The sequence below is a fragment of the Hahella sp. CCB-MM4 genome, assembly GCF_002260525.1.
Taxonomy (GTDB): domain Bacteria; phylum Pseudomonadota; class Gammaproteobacteria; order Pseudomonadales; family Oleiphilaceae; genus Hahella.
In genome coordinates, this window is the sequence record NZ_MRYI01000042.1 from 1 (window position 1) to 4204 (window position 4204).

The 4204-nt window shown below is 41.0% G+C and carries 5 protein-coding genes and 1 pseudogene; 2 read left to right on the forward strand and 4 right to left on the reverse strand.

The window, feature by feature from the left end:
* Positions 1-183: 183 nt before the first annotated feature.
* Positions 184-744, reverse strand: a complete 561-nt coding sequence (locus tag BTA51_RS28720; protein ID WP_094712522.1) for a 6,7-dimethyl-8-ribityllumazine synthase — start codon at positions 742-744, stop codon at positions 184-186.
* A gap of 197 nt (positions 745-941) precedes the next feature.
* Positions 942-1574, reverse strand: a complete 633-nt coding sequence (gene ribA / locus BTA51_RS28725) for a GTP cyclohydrolase II (protein WP_094712523.1) — start codon at positions 1572-1574, stop codon at positions 942-944.
* Between the two features lie 343 nt (positions 1575-1917).
* Between ribA and BTA51_RS28730 the strand changes: the two genes are divergently transcribed.
* Together BTA51_RS28730 and BTA51_RS28735 are read left to right on the forward strand one after the other, a co-directional pair.
* On the forward strand, positions 1918-2523 hold the full coding sequence (locus BTA51_RS28730) for an MSMEG_1061 family FMN-dependent PPOX-type flavoprotein (RefSeq protein WP_094712524.1): 606 nt from the start codon (positions 1918-1920) through the stop codon (positions 2521-2523).
* Between the two features lie 113 nt (positions 2524-2636).
* Positions 2637-3005, forward strand: a complete 369-nt coding sequence (locus tag BTA51_RS28735) for a hypothetical protein (RefSeq protein WP_094712525.1) — start codon at positions 2637-2639, stop codon at positions 3003-3005.
* A gap of 288 nt (positions 3006-3293) precedes the next feature.
* Here the strand turns inward: BTA51_RS28735 and BTA51_RS28740 are convergent, their stop codons facing one another.
* Positions 3294-3761, reverse strand: a complete 468-nt coding sequence (locus BTA51_RS28740) for a hypothetical protein (protein WP_094712526.1) — start codon at positions 3759-3761, stop codon at positions 3294-3296.
* A gap of 321 nt (positions 3762-4082) precedes the next feature.
* A pseudogene (locus tag BTA51_RS28745) lies at positions 4083-4204 on the reverse strand (IS3 family transposase); the annotation flags it as partial.

Consider the following 4204-nt stretch of genomic DNA (forward strand, 5'->3'; position numbering starts at 1 on the left):
GATGGGCCCAGATGAGGCCCTGCGAGGGGTGTGAGATCCAAAATGGCCGGAAAAACAATCTGTATCTTCGACCATTTTCGTCGAGAGTATCAATTACCTCAGAATTTTGGGGTTATTCAGACTCTCCCTAGAGTCTGAAGGGCAGGATACCTTGGGTTCTATCTAGCTATCTACCTTATCTACCTAGCTATCTACCAAACTAGGCGACACGAGTTCGTGACGACTATATTTTTGATATTTAAGTCTAAAAGAGACTATTTCTGCTGTGGCTTGAGCAATTTTAATCCCATAATTTTTAGAATTATCTTCACATCGATCAATCAACATCCTAACTTTAGGAACATAGATTAGCCCTACTAAAATAGGCGTATCAGTTTGAAGAATTACTTCAGATATTTCTTGCGAAAATATTTGCATTATCATTTCTGCATGCTTGGTGTCGGTATCAACTACCCCACCAAAAAAAGCAATTGCGCTTGGCGCTATTGATCGCACGATTGTTCTCGCTGCTAATGGTACTTCCAATGTCCCCGGTATCATATCTCTCGTCATATCAGACTTTTTAACACCTGCGTTCATCATTATTTTTTCAAATTTGTCTACGCAACTATCTGTGTACTCTGAATAAAATTTAGTTTGTATGATCGAAATCTTTGATCCGGGTATATGAGGAATCTTTTTCTCATCATAAGAAAATCTAGGTAGATTTGATTCAAGATCGAGATTGTAGCCATTCTGATACATAACTTTCCCTCGTTAATAGCATGAATGCATGCTTCAAGCTAAAGCTTAATCCTTAAACTGTATAGACGTTGCGAAAACTGTATATGTAACTACAATATTTGTTGACAGGTATTACTGTCATTGTAATTGAGCCATTAATGATCCTGTTGCCATTATTTGTGCAATTACAAGATAAATGCTATTACGGATCAAGATCCTCAGTGTTGGCATTCTACAGATTCAGAATAAATATCAAACATATGGCCCAACTTCTGTACTTTTGTTCTGATGTAATTCTTGTTCTCAGCCGTAATACCCTGATCAATAGGAATACGTTCAACGACCTTTATGCCAAGGTTAGTTAACGCCTGGAGTTTTGCGGGGTTATTCGTCATCAAACTGACTTTGGAAACATTCAACCAACCCAGCATAAACTGGCAAATACTGTAGTCTCGCATATCCGCATCAAAACCTAAGTGCGTATTGGCCTCTACGGTATCCATACCTTTATCCTGGAGACTATAGGCATGAATTTTATTCAATAGCCCAATCCCTCGGCCCTCCTGGCGAAGATATAGCAACACACCTTTGCCGTTTGCAGCGATTTTTTTCAGGGCTAATTCCAATTGAAAACCGCAATCACATCGACTGCTAAACAGGGCATCTCCTGTTAAACACTCGGAATGAACTCTGATAGGAACGACTTCATTGACATGCCACTTTCCATAACTCAAAGCCACATGCTCCAAGCTCGAACAAGAATCAACAAAACCGTGAATTTGAAACACACCCCATCGAGTAGGTAGATTTGCAGAACAGGCATGGCTGTAGGGGGGAGGGGGATTTTTCATAGTTAAGTCCATTTTCAACTACAGCTTCTTTTTAAGTTAAATAAATAATGCTGTCTATTTAATTTTTTGCGCCCCCCTTTTTCAATTTTATGAATACGTTTAATCAACGATCAGGACTCTAAGGTGTAGAAGGTACGGCTATTGGTTGAAGTGGTCGTTGATGGGGTGCTTGAGCAGGGCTGGAAATCGAGACGCTATACAGCGTATCTTAAGTGAATATCGCAAGGCGCTGCTGTCGGACAATTATCCGCAGTGCTTCAAACGCCAATGAGTGCAGGCGTTATCCCCTACGTGCCTCTGGCTTTAGAGGTAGTAATCTAAATTGAGTTTGTTAAGGAAAATTATGTATATCGATTCGGAAGAGAAGTTGCGAGAGCTATATGGATTTCCTAAAGGTAGGGCGAAGGATAAGCAAATACCTAAACTGGAGAAACATTCGACAAAATTCATATCGCTTTCTCCGTTTGTTCTCGTTTCAACTTATGGTAAAGACGGCAAAGTTGATTGCTCTCCGAGAGGAGGGAAGCCCGGTTTTGTAGAACTGATAGGGAATGATTCCCTACTAATTCCAGATTCGAAGGGTAATAACCGACTAGATAGTCACGTTAATATCCTTGAGACAGAGAAGATAGGATGCCTATTTATGATCCCGGGGGTGGATGAGACATTACGAGTAAATGGCGAAGCTAAGATATCAATATTGCCCGATCACTTAAGTCGATTTCAATCTTGGAGCAACCCTCCTAAGTCATGCATTGAGGTTAAGATAGAGGAAGTCTTCCTGCATTGCGCAAAAGCATTTATGAGATCAAGGCTATGGCATTCAGATAGCAAGATTGAACGTTCGATATTACCAACTATGGGTAGGATGATTAACGATCAACTGTTAATCGACGGTGAACCAGAGTCTCAGGAACAGATGATCGAGCGTTATAATAAGGATCTGTAACAGGCAAGAAATAGGACACCCAGCCACTAGTTGACGGAGCGACAGTCGCAGAGCGAGTAGTTATATGGGTGTCCTGATAGTGCTATTAGATCAAGAGAAATAGAAAAACGACTATGAAAGACATTTATAGAGCTCCCAGATCTTCACTGGTAGAAGTTAAAGGTATTGATGGTAAAACCTGTCCGAAATGTGGCGAAACAATTAGCCTTTTTCGTATGGTTTTTAAAACTTTGGTTCCGAATAGATATACTTGTCCTGAATGCAAGGCGAAAGTAGGACACGATTTTCATCCAATGTTTATAACATACCTCTTTGTCACGTTTTCAGTTATTTTCGTTACATCGTTGTATTTTCTTGAAGAGGTGATGGGCATAACTGGATCAGAGCTTATGAGTATCTATTTAAAATTTGTAGTCTTACCTGGAGTGATTGTGGGATTAGGTATACAAATTTATGCGAGAAAAAAAGAAGGTACTCGTTGAAAAATGACCTAATAATCGCCTGCAACTAAATTCGCTCGACTATTTGAACTGTTTGATGTCCTTTGAAATCGATGCAACTGCCTATACGGTCATGAGTAATTACCAACGTGCGGTATTGCGAGTGGACCTTGAAGTGGTTGGCTCATGGTAAAAAGCGCAACGCTCTCTAATCCATTTTTACATAGGACAGATGCATTGATAATCCGGAAAGGATTCTGGTGGAAATTGTTCACGTAGAAAAATAGGAAACATAGCTAAGTGTGTATCTCCCTTATTAACACTCGACGTTTATTTAACTAAAGACTCGAAATCAATCCTCCCAAGATACAGTGAATAGTTGTACCTTGGTGGAGTGTTATCTTCACTGTCATTGTTAAAGCAAATGTAAGGATTGTTTCCCGAAGCAGCATCTCCAATATAGCGGAATTGCTCATCTTTTTGTTCTACTTCTTTAATTAAGTCACCAGTTTGATTGAAGAGGTTCATCTTGAGTAAGTAATTGCTAGAGTGTCCATAAATGATGGCTATGTTCCCTGATTCATCAAATATCGATTGTGGAATGCCGTCACCTTCCCCAAGCGGCATAATGTCGGTTGTGGCTGTACCAAGGCCATCGAAGATTCTGAAAAAAATTTCGACCCCAGATTCCGACTCTATTCCATAGTCATACTGACTCCATGTGACTACGACTGTATCTTCGTACGCATTAATCGACGGGAAATGGGCTTTGCCGCTTTGTTCAGGTTTGGGTACCACGTCAGTGATCCTGGTAGCGCCTCGAATTGGGACCAGAGATGAGTTAAAGGCGTAGAGATGTAGTCCAAAATTATCGCTATTCCAACGTGTCTGGGTCACCAAAAAAATGTTGCCGCTACTGTTTTTTGTTACGTCGAAGTAATCAACAGGAATACGACTAGCAGCAGGTAGGAAACCTTCACCTAGTGCGCGTTGCGCAGAAAGATTTCCATCTGAATCAACGGTGACATATTGGAGGTAGTAAGTTTCGATACTCCCTCCTACATCTTTCGTACTCGTCTCGCGCCAGATAATACCGAAAGCACCGCTTTGAGTAGGGTTCTACCCCGTTTCCACGGACGGTTTTAAAACGGCTGATAACTTCCGATCCTGAAGGGCAACTCTACGCCGCATCCTAGGATTATGGAACCGCTCGATGTAATCAAAAATATCTGCTCGCGCTT

Coding starts and splice junctions, on each gene's coding strand:
- BTA51_RS28720 (WP_094712522.1), bottom strand. CDS start 744: ATGTATCAGAATGGCTACAATCTCGATCTTGAATCAAATCTACCTAGA.
- ribA (WP_094712523.1), bottom strand. CDS start 1,574: ATGAAAAATCCCCCTCCCCCCTACAGCCATGCCTGTTCTGCAAATCTA.
- BTA51_RS28730 (WP_094712524.1), top strand. CDS start 1,918: ATGTATATCGATTCGGAAGAGAAGTTGCGAGAGCTATATGGATTTCCT.
- BTA51_RS28735 (WP_094712525.1), top strand. CDS start 2,637: ATGAAAGACATTTATAGAGCTCCCAGATCTTCACTGGTAGAAGTTAAA.